Origin of the sequence: Streptomyces gilvosporeus (genome assembly GCF_002082195.1) — a bacterium.
Lineage (GTDB): Bacteria > Actinomycetota > Actinomycetes > Streptomycetales > Streptomycetaceae > Streptomyces > Streptomyces gilvosporeus.
The window spans coordinates 4,987,206-5,001,957 of sequence record NZ_CP020569.1; the positions used below are offsets into that span (position 1 = coordinate 4,987,206).

The 14,752-nt window shown below is 71.0% G+C and carries 16 protein-coding genes; 5 read left to right on the forward strand and 11 right to left on the reverse strand.

The window, feature by feature from the left end:
• Positions 1–215 precede the first annotated feature (215 nt).
• The 3 genes from B1H19_RS22195 to B1H19_RS22205 all read right to left on the reverse strand — a co-directional run bounded on the left by B1H19_RS22195 (position 216) and on the right by B1H19_RS22205 (position 4,325).
• The gene (locus tag B1H19_RS22195) at positions 216–1,058 is read right to left on the reverse strand and encodes a YceI family protein (RefSeq protein ID WP_083106553.1); all 843 of its coding nucleotides are present in this window, start codon (positions 1,056–1,058) and stop codon (positions 216–218) included.
• Between the two features lie 157 nt (positions 1,059–1,215).
• A complete protein-coding gene (locus B1H19_RS22200; protein ID WP_472573298.1) occupies positions 1,216–3,732 on the reverse strand; it encodes an MFS transporter in 2,517 nt (838 codons plus the stop codon).
• A gap of 101 nt (positions 3,733–3,833) precedes the next feature.
• The gene (locus B1H19_RS22205; protein WP_083106555.1) at positions 3,834–4,325 is read right to left on the reverse strand and encodes a MarR family winged helix-turn-helix transcriptional regulator; all 492 of its coding nucleotides are present in this window, start codon (positions 4,323–4,325) and stop codon (positions 3,834–3,836) included.
• 255 nt (positions 4,326–4,580) lie between these two features.
• Between B1H19_RS22205 and B1H19_RS22210 the strand changes: the two genes are divergently transcribed.
• Positions 4,581–4,802 carry a hypothetical protein gene (locus B1H19_RS22210; protein ID WP_083106556.1) on the forward strand — a complete coding sequence of 74 codons (222 nt, stop codon included), beginning with the start codon at positions 4,581–4,583 and terminating at the stop codon, positions 4,800–4,802.
• 196 nt (positions 4,803–4,998) lie between these two features.
• The gene (locus B1H19_RS22215) at positions 4,999–5,868 is read left to right on the forward strand and encodes an AraC family transcriptional regulator (RefSeq protein WP_083106557.1); all 870 of its coding nucleotides are present in this window, start codon (positions 4,999–5,001) and stop codon (positions 5,866–5,868) included.
• 56 nt (positions 5,869–5,924) lie between these two features.
• On the opposite strand, the gene B1H19_RS22220 is transcribed toward B1H19_RS22215, so the two are convergent.
• On the reverse strand, positions 5,925–6,398 hold the full coding sequence (locus B1H19_RS22220) for a VOC family protein (RefSeq protein WP_083106558.1): 474 nt from the start codon (positions 6,396–6,398) through the stop codon (positions 5,925–5,927).
• Between the two features lie 194 nt (positions 6,399–6,592).
• Between B1H19_RS22220 and B1H19_RS22225 the strand changes: the two genes are divergently transcribed.
• On the forward strand, positions 6,593–7,468 hold the full coding sequence (locus B1H19_RS22225; RefSeq protein WP_083106559.1) for a glycosyltransferase family 2 protein: 876 nt from the start codon (positions 6,593–6,595) through the stop codon (positions 7,466–7,468).
• 10 nt (positions 7,469–7,478) lie between these two features.
• Here the strand turns inward: B1H19_RS22225 and B1H19_RS22230 are convergent, their stop codons facing one another.
• The 5 genes from B1H19_RS22230 to B1H19_RS39325 all read right to left on the reverse strand — a co-directional run bounded on the left by B1H19_RS22230 (position 7,479) and on the right by B1H19_RS39325 (position 11,088).
• Positions 7,479–8,234 carry a hypothetical protein gene (locus B1H19_RS22230; RefSeq protein WP_083106560.1) on the reverse strand — a complete coding sequence of 252 codons (756 nt, stop codon included), beginning with the start codon at positions 8,232–8,234 and terminating at the stop codon, positions 7,479–7,481.
• A 193-nt stretch (positions 8,235–8,427) separates the two neighbouring features.
• Entirely contained in the window at positions 8,428–9,297 is an 870-nt protein-coding gene (locus tag B1H19_RS22235; RefSeq protein ID WP_083106561.1) for an RNA polymerase sigma factor SigF, read from the reverse strand.
• A 235-nt stretch (positions 9,298–9,532) separates the two neighbouring features.
• Entirely contained in the window at positions 9,533–10,342 is an 810-nt protein-coding gene (locus B1H19_RS22240) for an RNA polymerase sigma factor SigF (RefSeq protein WP_030067409.1), read from the reverse strand.
• A gap of 207 nt (positions 10,343–10,549) precedes the next feature.
• Complete coding sequence (locus B1H19_RS22245) at positions 10,550–10,861, reverse strand: Dabb family protein (RefSeq protein ID WP_083106562.1); 312 nt, start codon at positions 10,859–10,861, stop codon at positions 10,550–10,552.
• A gap of 62 nt (positions 10,862–10,923) precedes the next feature.
• Positions 10,924–11,088: a hypothetical protein gene (locus tag B1H19_RS39325; RefSeq protein ID WP_203237202.1), complete on the reverse strand. Its 165-nt coding sequence runs from the start codon at positions 11,086–11,088 to the stop codon at positions 10,924–10,926.
• A 698-nt stretch (positions 11,089–11,786) separates the two neighbouring features.
• Between B1H19_RS39325 and B1H19_RS22250 the strand changes: the two genes are divergently transcribed.
• Positions 11,787–12,566, forward strand: coding sequence for a DUF2127 domain-containing protein (locus B1H19_RS22250; protein ID WP_083106563.1), 780 nt, complete (start codon positions 11,787–11,789; stop codon positions 12,564–12,566).
• Between the two features lie 31 nt (positions 12,567–12,597).
• Positions 12,598–13,065, forward strand: a complete 468-nt coding sequence (locus tag B1H19_RS22255; RefSeq protein ID WP_083106564.1) for a hypothetical protein — start codon at positions 12,598–12,600, stop codon at positions 13,063–13,065.
• Positions 13,066–13,150: 85 nt separating this feature from the next.
• Here B1H19_RS22255 and B1H19_RS22260 read toward each other — a convergent pair whose 3' ends face one another.
• Together B1H19_RS22260 and fdxA are read right to left on the reverse strand one after the other, a co-directional pair.
• The gene (locus tag B1H19_RS22260; RefSeq protein ID WP_083106565.1) at positions 13,151–14,392 is read right to left on the reverse strand and encodes an Nramp family divalent metal transporter; all 1,242 of its coding nucleotides are present in this window, start codon (positions 14,390–14,392) and stop codon (positions 13,151–13,153) included.
• Positions 14,389–14,718 (reverse strand): ferredoxin, encoded by a 330-nt coding sequence (gene fdxA / locus B1H19_RS22265; protein ID WP_083106566.1) that lies wholly within the window; start codon positions 14,716–14,718, stop codon positions 14,389–14,391. Before fdxA ends, B1H19_RS22260 begins: the two co-directional genes overlap by 4 nt.
• Between the last annotated feature and the right edge of the window lie 34 nt (positions 14,719–14,752).

Genomic DNA, 14,752 nt, shown 5'->3' on the forward strand with positions numbered 1-14,752 from the left:
GTCGTGGTGCACGGCGTGCCGTACGGGCCCCCGTCCGGTGTCCGGAGCGGGGGCCGTACCGCCGTCGCGACAGGCAGTTTGCCCGAGTCGCCGGGGTCGCACCATGTATTCGTTCTGGGTCGAAATCGGGGGCGGAGTACGGCGGTTGTGTGGTAGGTCGCGAGCCCATGGGCCGCCCCGCGCCACGGATGCGACGGCCCCGCCCCCGCGACCGCTCACCCCATCGGCAGGCTCTCCCCCTGCACCGCTTGGATGTCCAGCTCGACCTTGAGGGTGGTGCCGATCGCCGCGATGCCCGCCGCCACGACCTGGTTGTAGTTCATCTTGAAGTCCTCGCGGCGCAGTTCGGCCGTGGCGCGGAAGGCCGCGCGGACGCCGCCCCAGGGGTCGGGGCCGGTGCCGAGGTAGCTCAGGTCGAGGTCGACGGCGCGGACGACGCCGTGGAGGGAGAGATCGCCGTGGACCGTCCAGCGGTCGGGGCCGGCGGCGGAGAGGCCGGTGCTGCGGTAGGTGAGTTCGGGGAACTCGTCCGCGTTCAGGAAGTCCTCGGAGCGCAGATGGCCGTCGCGCATGCCGTTGCCGGTGTCGATGGAGGCGGCCTTGATGGACGCCTCGACGCGGGACTTCGCCACGTCCTCGGCGATCTCGATCCGGCCGCCGAACTCGGTGAACCGGCCGTGCACGCTGGAGATGCCCAGATGCTGGGCGACCGCGCCGACGGTGGAGTGCATCGGGTCGATGGTCCAGGCGCCGGGGGGCGGCAGTTCCGCGCCGCCCTGGCGGGCCAGGACGACCGTGCCGATCTCCATTCGGCCGCTGGCCGTCACGATCGCGCTGGAGGCGACCGGGGCGTAGCCGACGGCCGTCACGATGACGGTGTACGGACCGGCCGGCAGCGGCTGTTCGCTGCGGACCGCGCCCTCCTCGTCGGCCGAGGCCCGCAGCACCTGCGCGCCCTTCATGTCGGTGACGGTCAGTACGGCGTGCTGGACCGCCCAGCCGTCCCGTGTGCGGACCTGGGCCCGCAGTCCGGCAGCTGCCGCGCCGCTCGAAGTCATTGCCTCTCCCGTGTTGGTGCCTGGTGCCTGGTGGGGCTCCGGCGGCGGCGTGCAGGCCGTCCCCTGCCTGTGCGCAGCGCCGCCGTCGGAGCCCGGGGGCCGGGCCGGGGCGCGTCCGCTCAAAGCGCGCCCCGGTCCGGGGTGTGGGGGAAGGGTGTTATCCCTCTGGGTGTGCCAGCTGCACGTCGTGGCCGTCGATCCCGCGTGCGTCGACCGCAAGGCCGGTGGCGACCGGCGGATAGCCGCTCGCGATGACCGTGTAGTCGCCGGCGTCCAGGTCGGTGAAGGCGTAGGCGCCGTCCGCCCCGGTGGTGGAGGTGGCGACGACGTTGCCCGCCGCGTCCACCAGCGTCACGCGGGCGTCGGGCAGCGCCCGTCGGTCCGCACCCGCCCGGACGATGCCCTGCACCCGCGCGCCGGAGCGCAGTTCGACCTCGATGCGGGTGGTGCCCTGGCCGCCGACCTCGACCGGCAGGGCGGCCGGGCGGTAGTCCGCGGCGTTCACGGCGACGGTGAAGGTGCCCGGGGCCAGTTCGGCGAAGGCGAAGTGGCCTTCGGCGCCGGTGGTTCCGGTGGCCAGGACCTCGCCGCGGACGTCGGTGACGACGACCATCGCGCCGGCGACCGGCTCGCCGCCGGTGGCGCTGCGGACCTGGCCGGCCAGGCCGCTGGTGCCGCTGAGCAGGATGTCGTAGGCGTGCGGCGCATCCCCGACGACGACCGTGGAGGCCTGCGGCTGGTGCCCGTCGGCCGCGGCTATCAGGACGTAGGACCCGGCGCCGGGGGCACCGAGGACGTACGAGCCGTTGGCCTGGGCGACCGCGCGGCCCAGCTGGCGGCCGGTGAGCGAGATCAGCGTGACGGCGGAGCGGGGGACGGGGTTGCCCTCCGCGTTCCGGACGAAGCCGTGGAGGGCCGGGCCGGCCGGGACGTCGCCGTTGCCTGCCGAGGCGTACGCGGCCAGGGGCTGGGGCGCGGCGGCGACGGCCGGCCGGGCCCAGGAGGGGGTGTGCCCGTACTCGTCGTCCGAGGGGGCGGCGCCCACCAGGGCGGGCTCCCGCTCCTCGGCGGCCGGAGCCGCGGCGGCGGATGCCGGGGCGGCCGCTTCCGCCGGGGCGGCAGCGGTCTCGGTGCCGTCGGTGCCGTCCGAGCTCTGGGCCAGACCACCACGCGTCTTCAATGCGACCTCCTTGATGAACAGGGTGAAGAGGAAGGCGAGCAGCGCGCAGGGCGCCGCGTAGAGGAACACGTCCGCCACACCGTGACCGTAGGCGCTCTCCATGACGGTGCGCAGCGGCGCGGGGAGGGCGTCCAGGTCGGGGATGCCGCCGCCGCTGTTGCCGGCGGCGTGCGCGGCGGCCTTGGCGGCCTTGGGGCCGAGTTCGGCCAGGCCGTCCTTGACGTAGTGGGTGACGCGGTTGGCGAGCACCGCTCCGAGGGCCGAGACGCCCACCGCACCGCCGAGGGAGCGGAAGAAGGTCACGACGGACGAGGCGGAACCGAGGTCCTGAGGGGCGACCTGGTTCTGGGTGGCGAGGACCAGGTTCTGCATCATCATGCCGATGCCGAGGCCCATCAGCGCCATGAAGATCGCGATGTGCCAGTACTCGGTGTCGTAACGGATGGTGCTCAGCAGGCCGAGGCCCGCGGTCAGCAGCACACCGCCGGTGACCAGCCACGCCTTCCAGCGGCCGGTCTTGGTGATGACCTGTCCGGAGACGGTCGACGAGATGAACAGGCCGCCGATCATCGGGATGGTCATGACGCCGGACATCGTCGGCGACTTGTCGCGGGCCAGCTGGAAGTACTGGCTGAAGAACACGGTGCCGGTGAACATCGAGACGCCGACGAACAGCGAGGCCAGCGAGGCCAGGGCGATCGTCTTGTTGCGGAACAGCCGCAGCGGGATGATCGGCTCCGCGGCCCGGGACTCGACGAGGAGGAAGATCGCGCCGAGGACGACCGCGCCGCCGACCATCGCGGCGGTCTGCCACGACAGCCAGTCGTACTTGTCGCCCGCCAGCGTCACCCACACCAGCAGCAGCGAGACCGCCGCGCTGATGAAGAAGGCGCCCGCCCAGTCGACCTTGACGCCCTCGCGCTTGACGACCGGCAGCTTCAGGGTCTTCTGGAGCACGATCAGGGCGATCACGGCGAACGGCACGCCGACGTAGAAGCACCAGCGCCAGCCGAGCCAGCTGGTGTCGGTGATGACGCCGCCGAGCAGCGGTCCGCCGACGGTGGCGACGGCGAAGACGGCGCCGAGGTAGCCGCTGTAGCGGCCGCGCTCGCGCGGCGAGATCATCGCGGCCATCACGATCTGGGCCAGGGCGGACAGACCGCCCACGCCTATGCCCTGCACCACACGGCAGGCGATCAGCATGCCGGTGTTCTGCGACAGTCCGGCGACGACCGATCCGGCCACGTAGATGACCAGCGCGAACTGCACCAGCAGCTTCTTGCTGAACAGGTCGGAGAGCTTGCCCCACAGGGGCGTGGACGCGGTCATCGACAGCAGCGCGGCCGTCACGACCCAGGTATAGGCGCTCTGCCCGCCGTGCAGATCGTGGATGATCTCCGGCAGCGCGTTCGAGACGATCGTCGAGGACAGGATGGCGACGAACATCCCGAGCAGCAGCCCGGAGAGCGCCTCCATGATCTGACGGTGCGTCATGGGGGCCCCGTGGGAGGCGTGCTGTCCGCCTCCGTGCTTGGCGTGGCCGCCCCGCACACCGGCTGGTGTGGTCGTAGCCATGTGGTTCCTTTGGTTCCTTGTCAGCCCGCGGTACGGGCGGGGGTGGTGCAGGGTTCGTGCGGGGCCCGGCTGCGGCAGTCGCCGAAGCTCGTACGGAGCCTGGCGAGCAGCTCGACGAGGTGCCCGACGTCGGTGTCGGTCCAGTCGTCCAGATACCGGGCGAGGGTCTGGGTGTAGCGCTCGGAGAGCTCCGCGAGGAGCTCCGTGCCGCTCGGGGTCAGGCGCAGCAGCCGCGACCGCTTGTCGGCCGGGTCGGGCTTGCGCTCGACCCAGCCGCGTTCGCAGACGTGCGCGACATGCCGGCTGGTCACCGACATGTCGATGGCCAGCAGCTCCGCGAGCTGGCTCATCCGCATCTCGCCGTGCCGCTCCAGAAGGGTGAGCACGCCGGCCGAGGCGGGCGGGCAGTCCTGGGGCAGCATGCGGCCCATTTCGCGCTTGACGGCGCCGATGGCGCTGAGTTGCCGGGCCAGCTCTTCGTAATGACTCCGAGTGGCCACGGACTCCTCCATGCGTCGTCACGTTGTGTGGTGTGTGGTGTTCCGGCCATCCCCCATCGGGGATCTTTGTTGCTTGAGGCAACCATGGAACCATAAACAATTTGGTTGCTGAAGGCAAACGAGTTGCGGACGTCCCCGGGTAAAGCCCGCCAAAAGTCCTGGCCGGATGTGGTCGGTACCCTCGTCCCGTGGCGCAAAAGTGCAGGTCATGTGGGCGCGCTCCCCAGGGGTGCCCCTCGGACCCCCAGTTCGCTAGGGTCCTTGCCCATGGCGACCAACCCTCAGAACCAGGCCGGCGGCAACTACGACCCCGCGGGCAGCACCCAGATGTTCCGCGCCTTCGTGGACGAGGGCACCGCCCCTCCGACCCCCGACGGCCGCCGCGCGGCGGCCCCCCAGAGCGGCGGCGGGGCGCGCGTGGGCGTGATCGTCGGCGTGATCGTCGCGATCCTGGTGGTGGCGGGAGCGGCTTGGCTGGCGCTGAAGTAGCCCGCCGCGCCCCCGGAGGGCGCCGCCCGACCCCGTACGGAACTTCCGGCCCGCCGTCCTCGGACGGCGGGCCGCACTCTTGCCCCGGCCTCGGCCCCCGGCCTCGGCATACCCGACTTCAACGGGCACAGGATGTCGGGTCCGCTACGGCCGCCCGTTCCTAACGTAAGGAAGCGAAAGGGAAGGAGTCGTCCGGGTGCTGGAGCGGCTGAACGAGGCGATGGAGTACATCGAGCAGCGCCTCGACGGGCAGATCGACGCGGGGGAACTGGCCCGGATCGCGGTGACGTCGGAGTACCACTTCCGGCGGCTGTTCTCCACGCTGGCGGGGATGCCGCTGTCGGACTACGTCAGGCGTCGGCGGCTGACCCTCGCGGGTGCCGAAGTGCTCGCCGGGGAGCGGACGTTGCTCGATGTCGCGGTGCGCTACGGCTACGGCTCGGGGGAGGCGTTCGCGCGGGCGTTCCGTGCGATGCACGGCGTCGGGCCCCAAGAGGCCCGGCGTACCGGCGCGGTGTTGCAGTCCCAGCCCCGGATGTCCTTCCGACTCGTCGTCGAAGGGAGCAGCAGCATGTCGTATCGGATCGTGGAGAAGGACGCGTTCCGGGTCGTGGGGAAGAAGGCCCGCGTACCGCTCGTGCACAACGGGGAGAACCCGGCGATCGTCGCCCACGTCAGGAGCATCGGGAAGGAGACGGTGGCGCGCATCGCCGCCCTGTCCGACCAGGATCCGGACGGGATCGTCTCGGCGGTCGTACGGCTCGACGCCAGCATGGAGGAGGGCGCCGAACTCGACTACTACCACGCGGTGGTGACGAGTGCGGTCGCGCCGGAGGGGCTCGACGAACTGCACGTTCCGGCGGGCACCTGGGCCGTCTTCGAGATCACGGGACCGTATCCGCAGGCGCTTCAGCACCTGTGGGGGGACGTGTACGCGCAGTGGTTCCCGTCCAACCCGTACCAGAGCCGGCCGGGGCCCGAGATCCTGTGGGTCCGGTCGTCGGAGGACGGGAAGGGCGCGCAGGCGCGGCTGTGGATACCGGTGGAGCGGACCACGGCCGGTTGAGAAAGGCGCGCCCCCGGGGCCCGGCCTGAGGGGGCAGGCCCCGGAAGCCGTCGCCGTCAGCCTTGATCGGCCGCCGCCTGGAGGGCCGCCATATCGATCTTCTTCATGCCGAGCATGGCCTGCATGGCGCGGGTGGCGCGGCCCTGGTCGGGGTCGCTCATCAGCTCGGCCATCCCCGTGGGGACGACCTGCCAGGACAGGCCGAACCTGTCCTTCACCCAGCCGCACGGGCCCTCCTCGCCGCCTTCGGAGAGCTTGGTCCAGTAGTAGTCGATCTCTTCCTGGTTGCCACAGGTGATCAGGAACGAGATCGCCTCGTCGAAGGTGAACTGGGGGCCGCCGTTGATCGCGGTGAATTCCTTGCCGTCGAGCACGAAGTCGACGGTCAGGACGGTACCGGCGGGGCGCGGACCGGCCTCGGTGTAGTAAGAGATATTCCGGATACCGGAGTTCGGGAAGACCGAGCAGTAGAACTCGGCGGCCTCCACGCTCTGGGTGTCGAACCAGAGGTTGGGGGTGATCTGGGGCATGGTGACGTCCTCCTGCGCATCCGCGGCGGTGGGTTCTCGACGGTGGGTTCCCGACGGTGGGTTCTGTAGGAGTACTGACCGGCGCGGTGGGCGGAACTCATCGGCCATCGGGGGGAAATCCGGGAGGAGGGCGCCGACCCGTCGGGCAGCCCCTAGCATCACTGGCAACCGCACCCGAGGGACGGAGTTCATCCGTGCGTCACCCGCGCGTTGGCGTCGCCATCCTGACGATGGGCACGCGGCCCGCCGAACTGGCCGATCTGCTCGACTCGGTGGCCAAGCAGGACACGCCCGCGGCGCGGGTGGTGGTCGTCGGCAACGGCACGCCCCTGCCGCCCCTTCCCGACGGGGTGACCGGCCTGGAACTGCCGGAGAACCTGGGCATCGCCGGCGGCCGGAACGCCGCCCTGGACAGACTCCGGGAGTTCGGGGACGTCGATGTGGTCGTGGATCTGGACGATGACGGGCTGCTGATCAGCCCGGACGTCTTCACCCGGCTCGTGGAGCTGTACGAGGCGGACGACCGGCTGGGCATCGTCGGCTTCCGCATCGCCGACGAACGCGGTCGCACCCAGCGCCGCCACGTCCCCCGCCTGCGTGCCAAGGACCCGATGCGCGGGGGCCTGGTGACGACGTTCCTCGGTGGCGGACACGGCCTGTCCCTGCGGATGCTGGACGAGACCGGCGGCTGGCCCGAGCCGTTCTTCTACGCCCATGAGGAGACCGACCTGGCCTGGCGGGCCCTGGACGGGGGCTGGAAGGTGCTCTACGAGCCTGAGTTGGTGCTCCAGCACCCGTGGACCTCACCGACCCGGCACGCGGTGTACCACCGCATGGTGGCCCGAAACCGCGTCTGGCTCGCCAAACGGCATCTGCCCGCCGGCCTCGTCCCCGTCTACCTCGGGCTGTGGACCGTCCTCACCCTCGCCCGCACCCGCTCTGCCGCCGGGCTCAGGGCCTGGTTCGGGGGCTTCGCAGAGGGCCTGCGCACCCCCTGCCCGCCCCGCCGCCCGATGCGCTGGGCCACGGTGTGGCGGATGACCCGCCTGGGACGTCCGCCGGTCGTCTGATCCCCGCGCGTCACTTCCAGCCGAAGGTCACGTCCCTGGTGTCGAGGTGCATCCCGAGCGGCACCCGCCAGGCGTCCACGCACACGCGCCAGGCGCCGGTCCGCGGCTTGCCGGGGGTGAGGGGGAGGGGAAGTGCGTGGGTGGAGTTGCGGGTGGCCCAGTCGATGCCGAGGGGGCCGATGATGTGGGTGCCGAAGGTGACGGTGCCCTGGGTTACGGGGTGTTGGCCGGTGTTGAGGAAGTCGAGACTGACCTTCTGGCACCAGCGGACGTCGGTGTCGGCGAGGACCGGCCTGCCGACGAGGAGGCCGGCGGGGGCACCGGGGCCTGTGGGGAGGGTGGGGGACGGGGGGCTGGGGGTGGTGCTGCCGTCTCCGGGGCCGGGTCCGTCTCCGCCGCCGGTGTCGCCGCCGGGGGTGCCGGGGTCGCCGGGAGAGGCCGAAGCGCCGGGTGGTGCGGGCGAGCTGGCGGGTGGGGAGGATGCGTCGCCCGGGCTTTCGGTGGGGCCTCCAGGGGGCGTGCCCGTACGGGAAGGGGCGCCCGGGGAGTGGTGGCCGGAAGGGGGATGTGTGCCGTCGCCGTCCAGGGGCGTCAGCTCGATCCCGTCGCGGGGCGGTGCGGCCTTCACCGGGGCCCGGCCGTCGGCGGGGCCCGCCGCGCCCAGCGCGACATAGCTCTTGGGCGGCGCGCTGCCGCAGCCGGTGAGCAGAACGCCCAGGCACGCCACGGCCGCCGAGGTGCGGCCAACTGCCGTCGTCCGTCGCATCGTGGGGGTACCTCCCAGCGGTAGCCGGGGCACAGTGTTGCTGACGATGCGTCAGGAGTACAGGGGCAGGGCAGGAGAAGGCGAGTGAAGACGAGAGAAAGAAGAGAGAGGGTGAGGGAGAGCGGGAGAGGCAGGCGCTGTAGCTCCCTCTTCCGCTGTCCGCCGAGCGGCGCACCCCTCGGCGGACCGGACCTCAGTCGGCGATGAGCCCTTCGCGCAGCTGCGCGAGAGTGCGGGTGAGCAGCCGGGAGACGTGCATCTGGGAGATGCCGACCTCCTCGCCGATCTGCGACTGCGTCATGTTGGCGAAGAAGCGCAACATGATGATCTGGCGTTCCCGGGGCGGGAGTTTGGCCAGCAGGGGCTTGAGGGACTCGCGGTATTCCACGCCCTCCAGCGCGGTGTCCTCGTAGCCGAGGCGGTCCGCGAGGGAGCCCTCGCCGCCGTCGTCCTCGGGAGAGGGGGAGTCGAGCGAGGAGGCGGTGTAGGCGTTGCCGACCGCCAGGCCGTCGACGACGTCTTCCTCCGACACACCCAGGCACAGGGCCAGTTCGGGAACGGTCGGGGAGCGGTCCAGCTTCTGGGAGAGCTCGTCGCTGGCCTTGGTGAGCGCCAGTCGCAGCTCCTGGAGGCGGCGTGGGACCCGCACCGACCATGACGTGTCGCGGAAGAAGCGTTTGATCTCGCCGACGACCGTGGGCATCGCGAACGTCGGGAATTCCACGCCGCGTTCGCAATCGAAACGGTCGATGGCTTTGATCAGCCCGATGGTGCCGACCTGGACGATGTCCTCCATCGGTTCGTTGCGGCTGCGGAAGCGGGCCGCGGCGTAACGGACGAGCGGGAGGTTGAGTTCGATGAGGGTGTCGCGGACGTAGGTGCGCTCCGCGCAGTCCTTGTCGAGCGTGGCCAGCCGCAGGAACAGGGAGCGGGAGAGCGTGCGGGTGTTGATGGCGTCGTCGGGCACCTGGACGGGCACCTGGACGGGTGCCTGGTCGTGCAGGTGCGGCGCGGGCGCGGGAATCGCGGGAAGCACCTTCGAGCTGCCCAGTTCTACGGACATGCCACCCCCTTGAGGTGTCGCTGCGGTGTCCTCGGGCCGGGCGGACCGAGGAGTCATGCCTCCACCTGAATACCGGAGGCAGCGCCACGGCAAACGCGGTTTCTGCAGAATGTCACATGTCGGCAACACGCTGTAGCGCCTTGTCGACATATCTGTGCAGGAACGGGTACCTCGTCCCGGTGAGAGATCGCTCCTGTTTCCGGTTGGGGGTGCCGGCGCCGTCGGGCGGGTCCCGTCAGGCGTCGATCCGGTTTGCGGACCGCAAGCGCGCGAAGCTCCGCGAGAGTAGCCGGGAGACATGCATCTGCGACACCCCCAGTTCCGCACTGATCTGGGACTGCGTCAGATTGCTGTAGTAGCGCAGCAGCAGGATGCGCTGTTCGCGTTCGGGGAGCTGGACGAGCAGATGCCGGACGAGGTCGCGGTGCTCGACGCCGGCGAGCTCGGGGTCCTCGTAGCCGAGGCGGTCCAGCAGGCCGGGCAGGCCGTCGCCCTCCTGGGCGGCCTCCAGGGACGTGGCGTGGTAGGAGCGGCCGGCCTCCAGGCAGGCGAGCACCTCGTCCTCGCTGATCTTGAGGCGTTCGGCGATCTCGGTGGTGGTGGGGGAGCGGCCGTGCAGCACCGTGAGGTCCTCGGTCGCGCCGTTGACCTGCACCCACAGCTCGTGGAGGCGGCGGGGCACATGCACCGTCCGGACATTGTCCCGAAAGTAGCGTTTGATCTCGCCGACGACGGTCGGCATCGCAAAGGTCGGGAACTGGACGCCGCGGTCGGGGTCGAACCGGTCGATCGCATTGATCAGCCCGATGGTGCCGACCTGGACGACGTCCTCCATGGGTTCATTGCGGCTGCGGAAGCGGGCCGCGGCATACCTGACCAGCGGAAGGTTGGCCTCGATCAGGGCCGCGCGGACCCGGGTGTGCTCCGGCGTGCCCGGTTCGAGGCCGGAGAGCTCCGCGAACAGCACCTGTGTGAGCGCCCGCGTGTCCGCGCTACGGCTCTCGCGGGATGGAGCCTTGGGCGCAGTACGGGCCGTCACGGTCAAGCCACCCTTCACAGCGTATGCATCCGACAAAAGCGGTCATAGCATCACAAGAGTGTCCATAAGGTGCAAGCACCCCATAATGCCGTGTTGGGGGGAGAGTTGGCCTATGGGCCACGGGAGTTCTGGCATATGACGAAGCCCCCCGTCCGCAACGGGCGGGGGGCTCGTGGAGGGGCGACGGCGCCCGGGAGGGCGGGGCGGCGGGTGTCAGGCTCCGGCCGGGTCCGGGAACTCGTAGTCGGCGATCACCCAGGTGGCGAAGGCGCGCCACTGTCCGGCGGCCGCCTGGTGGGCCGGGTGCTCCAGGTAGCGCTTGAGGGCGTCGGTGTCGGCCACCGCGGAGTTGATCGCGAAGTCGTAGGCGATCGGCCGGTCGGTGATGTTCCAGGCGCACTCCCAGAAGGTCAGCTCCGGGATCTCGTCCTTGAGCGCCTCGAATGCGCGGACGCCGGCCTGTACCCGTTCGTCGTCGCGGGAGACGCCCTCGTTTAGCTTGAACAGGACCAGGTGGCGGATCACGGGGACCTCCGTGCGGCGGACGGCTGCGCGCCCGGTCGGGCGACCGGCCGGCGACCCGCCGACTACTTGATCAGCTGGGTCATGAACTCGCCGACGCCCTGAGCGGCGGACGAGATGCCCTCGAAGCCTATCTGGACCAGGTTGGCGGCCCGCGCAGGGGACGTGATGATCGTGTAGAGCACGAAGACGATGAGCAGGTACAACGCGATCTTCTTTGCCTGCACCATCGGTCCCGTCTCCCCTGTCCCCTATGGCAGTCGCTGGATTTCCTCTGCTGTCGGCTGCTCTCCAGGCCCCGGGCCTCCGAGCCGTCCCGGACTCCCGAGCCGGATGCAGTCGGGTGAGTGTAACCACAGGTGTTCGATCAAGGCAGCAGGGATGCAGCGGTCGATGTCCCGGGCGGTCGCCGGGGGCCGCCCCTGATCTGGTCTTTAAGGACCAAAGACCCGACAAGGAGGGTCATTCGCCGGGTGGGTGCGGCGGTCGGCGCAGGCAGGATGAAAGGAGCCCGGCGGGTCTGGCAGGAAGCCGCCGGGTGTGGGACGGGGCCTCTCTGCGGGGTCCGCGCCGGCTGCATTCCCCTGACTGCGGCGCGGGCTTTGGGGCCCGTCCCCCTCGGGGGGAGCGGCGCACCCCGAGCCGTCGCTTCCCCCGGCCAGCCGCCTCGGGCTCCCCTCCCGCCCCCTTTCCGGCTCCCCTCCCGCCCTCCCTTCGCCGTCGGTGCCGCAGATGCCCGGCGGATTCCTCGTATCGGGTCTCTTGCGCCACCCTTCGGAACCTTCCGTGCGGTGCCCGCGTCCTCCACCCCGTACGGCCCGGCCGCCCCGTCCGGCATGCATCATGTACGCGACAGAACGGAGTGCGGCCGCGCGCCGCGCCAGGGTGCGGACCGTGCGGACGACGAAAGGAACACGGGGCGGCAACGATGAAGATCGACTGGGACCGGCGTACCTGCGCGCGGCGCGGGCACATCACCTACCTTCCGCACGAGGAGCACCTGCGGAACAAGCTGCGCGCCGGCACCGCGCTCGGCGAGGCGTGGCGCTGTCTGCGCTGCGGCGACTTCGTCCTCGGCACACCGCACGGCTCCGGCCCGGCCGCCGACGCCCCGCTGGTCCCGCGCGGCAAGGTCCTGCGGGATCTGTTCCTGCTGCGCTTCCTGGCCGTCGAGCGGGCCGTGCGCGGCGTGTTCATCGTGCTGGCCGCCGTCGGCGTATGGCAGTTCAGCAACCGCAAGGACTCCGTCCGGAAGTTCTTCGACGAGTACATCGCCGTGCTGCGCCCGGTCGCCCGGCACTTCAACTACGACCTGGACCATTCCCCGGTCGTCGGCACCATCCAGAAGACCTTCGGCTACCAGCACTCCACCTTGATGCTGGTGGCCGGGGCGCTGCTGGCCTACGCCCTGATCGAGATCGTCGAGGGCGTCGGGCTGTGGCGCGCCAAGCGGTGGGCGGAGTATCTGACGGTGGTGGCGACCGCGGCCTTCCTGCCGCTGGAGATCTACGAGCTCACCGAGAAGGTCAGCTGGCTCAAGATCGCCACGCTGGTGATCAACGTTCTCGCGGTGCTCTACATCGCCCTCGCCAAGCGGCTGTTCGGGCTACGCGGTGGCCGTAAGGCCTTCGACGAGGAGCGGCACAGCGCCTCCCTCATGGAGGTCGAGACCTCGGCGGGCGTGCCCGTCGCCGCTCATCATGGCTGAGGCCATCACGCAACCAGGGGGAGATCCCACCATGCCGCACACCGTACAGAGCCCTGAGCACCCGCCCGCGCGGACGACCGCGCCCGCGCGCAGGCGGCGCGGACCGGGCGTCGTGCTGGCGGTGCTCTTCGGCCTGCTGGCCATGAGCGCCGGCCCGGCCGTGGCCGCGCAGAGCGCCGCGGCGCCGCGCAGCGCCACCACCGTCGCCGCCGCACCCGCGTCCGCGCCGGAGTTCGGCCACCACGGCCTGTTCTCGCACCACTCGTCCTTCTCCCACCACTCCTCCTTCTCCCACCACTCCTCCTTCTCCCACCAGCACGGCTACAAGGAGAAGAAGAGCTCCAAGTGGAAGAAGAAGGTCGGGAAGAAGACGAAGGGCTTCTTCAAGAAGCTCGGCATCATCGCCATCGTGCTGTTCGTGATCGCCCTGGTCATCGCGATCGTGGTGATCGCGCTGATCGTGGCGCTGATCCGCCGTCTCTTCCGCCGCAACAACTGACGGGCGGGCGGGGGCGCGGCGGGCCCGGACGCGGCGGGCGGCGGCGCCGATCACCGGCGCCGCCGCCCTGCGCCGCGCCCGCCCCTCACCCCGCGATCGTCAGCCACAGCAGCGCCGCGTTCAGCAGCGTGCTGACCGATGCGGCGGCCACCGCGCAGACGGTGGTCAGGCGCCCGTTGACCAGACGGCCCATCAGCGTGCGCCGCGCGGTGAACGCCACCAGCGGCCACAGCGCGAACGGGATGCCGAAGCTCAGCACGACCTGGGAGAGCACCAGCGCCCGCCCGGGCTCGGCGCCGAGGGCCAGGACCGCCAGCGCCGGGACGAGGGTGAGCAGCCGCCGTACGGCGAGCGGGACCGTACGGCCGACGAAGCCCTCCAGGATCACCGCGCCCGCGTAGGTGCCCACCGAGGTGGCGGCGAAGCCGGAGGCGAGCAGGGCGACGGCGAAGAGCATCGCGGGCAGCTGGCCGAGCGCGGCGGCGAGCCCGCGGTGCGCGGCCTCGATCGAATCGCCCGCCGACGAGCCGAGGGTGGCGGCGCCGACGACGAGCATCGCCAGATTCACCACCGCGGCGGTGCTCATCGCCGCCATCACATCGATCCGGGTCGCGCCCAGCAGGGTCCGCTGCCTGCCGCCCGCCTCGCCGTGCCGGTCGCGTACCAGGGCGCCGTGCAGATAGATGGCGTGCGGCATGACGGTCGCCCCGACGATCCCGCAGGCGAGCAGCAGGCTGTCCGGCCCGGCGAAGCGCGGCACCATCCCGGAGACGATCCGGTCGGCCGAGAAGCCGCCGCTCACCGCGTCGTACAGGAAACCGGTCAGCACCACCGCCAGCAGACCGCCGACGACGGCCTCGAACGGCCGCTGACCGCGCCGCGACTGCACCACGATCACCAGCCACGAGACCAGCCCGGTGAGCAGCCCGCCGGGGAGCAGCGGGATGCCGAAGAGCAGCTGGAGGGCGACCGCGCCGCCGACCACCTCGGCGAGGTCGGTCGCCATGGCGACGATCTCCGCCTGGACCCACAGCGCCAGCCGGACGCCCCGGCGGAAGCGCTCGGCGCACAGCTCGGGGAGCGTACGGCCGGTGGCGAGGGTGAGTTTGGCGGACAGATACTGCACCAGCATCGCCATGGCGCCGGCGCCGACCACCACCCACACCAGCAGATAGCCATAGCGGGCGCCGGCGGTGATGTTCGTGGCGACGTTGCCGGGGTCGACATAGGCGATGGCGGCGACGAACGCGGGGCCCATCAGGCGGACCACGGTCAGCGGGCGGGGCCGTGTGGGCGCGGGCGCGCGGCCGGGGGCGAGCGGGCTCATCGCGCCGGGGGTTTGGCGGCGGGCAGGCTGAGTACCGGCTCGACGTCACGGCCGAACTTGCCGACCGTAATCGCCCCGCCGGGCGAGCCGATCTCCGTGAAGAAGGCCGCATTGGCCGCGGTGTAGACGGACCACTTCTCCGGGACGTCGTCCTCGAAGTAAATGGCCTCCACGGGGCAGACGACCTCGCAGGCGCCGCAGTCCACGCATTCCTCGGGCTGGATGTACATCATCCGTTCGCCCTGATAAATGCAGTCGACCGGGCATTCCTCGACACATGCCAGATCCAGCACATCCGCGCAGGGTTGGGCGACCACATACGCCATGGGGGTACTCCTGTCCGGGTGTTGGGGTGCGGGG

Excerpts from the sequence above, each read along its gene's own strand:
- B1H19_RS22255 (WP_083106564.1), top strand. The coding sequence starts at position 12,598 with ATGCCGCACACCGTACAGAGCCCTGAGCACCCGCCCGCGCGGACGACC.
- B1H19_RS22250 (WP_083106563.1), top strand. The coding sequence starts at position 11,787 with ATGAAGATCGACTGGGACCGGCGTACCTGCGCGCGGCGCGGGCACATC.
- B1H19_RS22220 (WP_083106558.1), bottom strand. The coding sequence starts at position 6,398 with ATGCCCCAGATCACCCCCAACCTCTGGTTCGACACCCAGAGCGTGGAG.
- B1H19_RS22210 (WP_083106556.1), top strand. The coding sequence starts at position 4,581 with ATGGCGACCAACCCTCAGAACCAGGCCGGCGGCAACTACGACCCCGCG.
- B1H19_RS22235 (WP_083106561.1), bottom strand. The coding sequence starts at position 9,297 with ATGTCCGTAGAACTGGGCAGCTCGAAGGTGCTTCCCGCGATTCCCGCG.
- fdxA (WP_083106566.1), bottom strand. The coding sequence starts at position 14,718 with ATGGCGTATGTGGTCGCCCAACCCTGCGCGGATGTGCTGGATCTGGCA.
- B1H19_RS22230 (WP_083106560.1), bottom strand. The coding sequence starts at position 8,234 with ATGCGACGGACGACGGCAGTTGGCCGCACCTCGGCGGCCGTGGCGTGC.
- B1H19_RS39325 (WP_203237202.1), bottom strand. The coding sequence starts at position 11,088 with ATGGTGCAGGCAAAGAAGATCGCGTTGTACCTGCTCATCGTCTTCGTG.
- B1H19_RS22260 (WP_083106565.1), bottom strand. The coding sequence starts at position 14,392 with ATGAGCCCGCTCGCCCCCGGCCGCGCGCCCGCGCCCACACGGCCCCGC.
- B1H19_RS22195 (WP_083106553.1), bottom strand. The coding sequence starts at position 1,058 with ATGACTTCGAGCGGCGCGGCAGCTGCCGGACTGCGGGCCCAGGTCCGC.
- B1H19_RS22200 (WP_472573298.1), bottom strand. The coding sequence starts at position 3,732 with ATGACGCACCGTCAGATCATGGAGGCGCTCTCCGGGCTGCTGCTCGGG.
- B1H19_RS22205 (WP_083106555.1), bottom strand. The coding sequence starts at position 4,325 with ATGGAGGAGTCCGTGGCCACTCGGAGTCATTACGAAGAGCTGGCCCGG.